2 pseudogenes are annotated in these 2,275 nt (G+C 37.7%); both read left to right on the top strand.

What is annotated here, in order from left to right:
* Positions 1-475 (top strand): annotated as a pseudogene (locus FGQ53_RS11550) (transposase family protein); the annotation flags it as partial.
* Between the two features lie 369 nt (positions 476-844).
* A pseudogene (locus FGQ53_RS11560) lies at positions 845-2,058 on the top strand (MFS transporter).
* Positions 2,059-2,275 lie beyond the last annotated feature (217 nt).

Below are 2,275 nucleotides of genomic sequence, written 5' to 3' on the forward strand. Positions count from 1 at the left end.
TGATTGTGGATGCAACAGAGGTAAAAATCAATCGTCCTAAAAAAATCAACTAGCCAATTATTCTGGTAAAAAGAAATATCATGCTATGAAGGCTCAAGCGATTGTCACAAGCCAAGGGAGAATTGTTTCTTTGGATATCGCTGTGAACTATTGCCACGATATGAAATTGTTCAAAATGAGTCGCAGAAACATCGGACAAGCTGGTAAAATCTTGGCAGACAGTGGTTATCAAGGGATCATGAAGATGTATTCACAAGCGCAAACTCCGAGGAAATCAAGCAAACTTAAGCCACTAACTCTTGAAGATAAAGCCTATAACCATGTGCTATCTAAAGAGAGAATCAAGGTTGAGAATATTTTTGCCAAAGTAAAAACGTTTAAAATATTTTCAACAACCTATCGAAATCGACGCAAACGGTTTGGATTACGAATGAATTTGATTGCTGGCATTATCAACCGTGAACTAGGATTCTAGTTTCGCAGGAAGTCTAAAGTGCAAACTAGGAAGCTAGCCACAGGCTGCTCAAAACACTGTTTTGAGGTTGTGGATAGAACTGACGAAGTCAGTAACCATACATACGGCAAGGTGAAGCTGACGTGGTTTGAATTTGATTTTCGAAGAGTATAACATTCTCTTGTAATATGATGGCATAAGTGCTAAAATAAACAAGAAAACTCGCAATAGAAACCGCAGAACAGCTATTTTCCGGTATCATTTCATAAATCATTAAAGGAACAATAATGGCATTGAAGAATGCTTCTAAAAGGGGTGGAGATCATGTAAGGCACAGATTAACAAGTGACAGACAAAAGAAATATGAATACACTTGTTAAAGGAGAAAATATGTTAATAAGAAATTATCGGAAAAATATTGGCCTGATGGTCGGAGTTGAGTTTTTTGCATTTCTAGGGATTACCAGTTTTTGGATTCTCTTTCTCAGTCAAAACGGAATGTCTCTTTGGCAGATTGGACTTCTGGAGAGTATTTTTCATACGACCAGTCTTCTCTGTGAAATTCCATCTGGTATGTTAGCTGACCGCTATTCCTATAAGACTAACCTTTATTTAAGTCGAATAGCAGGGATTGTGTCTTCCATTCTCATGTTGGCTGGGCAGGGAAATTTTTGGATTTATGCCCTAGCTATGGCGGTGAGTGCCTTGTCTTATAATTTTGATTCAGGAACAAGCGCAGCAATGGTCTATGACTCGGCTGTAGAGGCTGGACTCAAGGAGCGTTATCTATCCATTTCGAGCTTTATGTCAGGAGTGGCAGAAGGAACTCGGTCTTTGGGGACCGTTTTGGCAGGATTTTTTGTCCATGGTCAATTGCACCTGACCTACTATATCATGATTGCCACTTCTATCATAGTTCTTTTCCTGATTTGGATGCTGAAAGAACCCAGTGTCAAGCTAGAAAAAGCTGATAGTGTGACCATGAAACAGATTATTTGGACTGTTAAGGATGAGTTGAAGCGAAATCCCATGCTTTTCAACTGGATGATTTTGTCTCAGATTGTCGGAGTACTCATGTGCATGTTTTACTTTTACTATCAAAATCAGTTACCAGATTTAAGTAGTTACCAGATTTAAGTAGTTGGCAAATTTCAGCAGTTATGCTACTTGGTAGTCTCTTGAATATCGTCGCAGTCTATCTAGCGAGTAAGATTGGAAAGAAATATGCTACCTTGAAGCTTTTCCCTATCCTCGTCCTGCTGACTGGCGTCACCTATATGTTGTCCTACTTTGGGACACCTCTAATCTATATTTTGATTTATTTGATTAGTAATGCTCTATATGCTCTTTTTCAGCCGATTTTTGACAACGATTTGCAAGAGCGCCTTCCAAGTGAAGTAAGGGCAACCATGCTGAGTGTCTACTCTATGATGTTTAGCCTGAGTATGATTGTATTCTTCCCACTGACAGGGTGGTTGATTGACCATTTAGGATTTGTAGTAACATTTCTTTATCTAGGCTTCTTTTTAGTCATGATTAGCCTTCTACTGCCTGTCTTTTTAGGAAAAATGGCTAAAAGAATGGATGATAAAGTGATTCTATAAAGTAAAGAACTTACGAAAACTTGAGTACCAAAGCTCAGGTTTTTTAATATGTTAATTTTGGAGCTGTCTTTAATTTTCTTGCTCGGTTTTAATACTTAACAAAAATCAAAAATTCACATATAATAGATATATGACACAAACAACATTTACTACCAATGACAAAAACATTCTCACAAAAGCTCTCAAAGATAAGAAAAATCTGCGCTTTCATAAACGA

It is taken from the genome of Streptococcus mitis (assembly GCF_005844455.1).
Taxonomy (GTDB): domain Bacteria; phylum Bacillota; class Bacilli; order Lactobacillales; family Streptococcaceae; genus Streptococcus; species Streptococcus mitis_BF.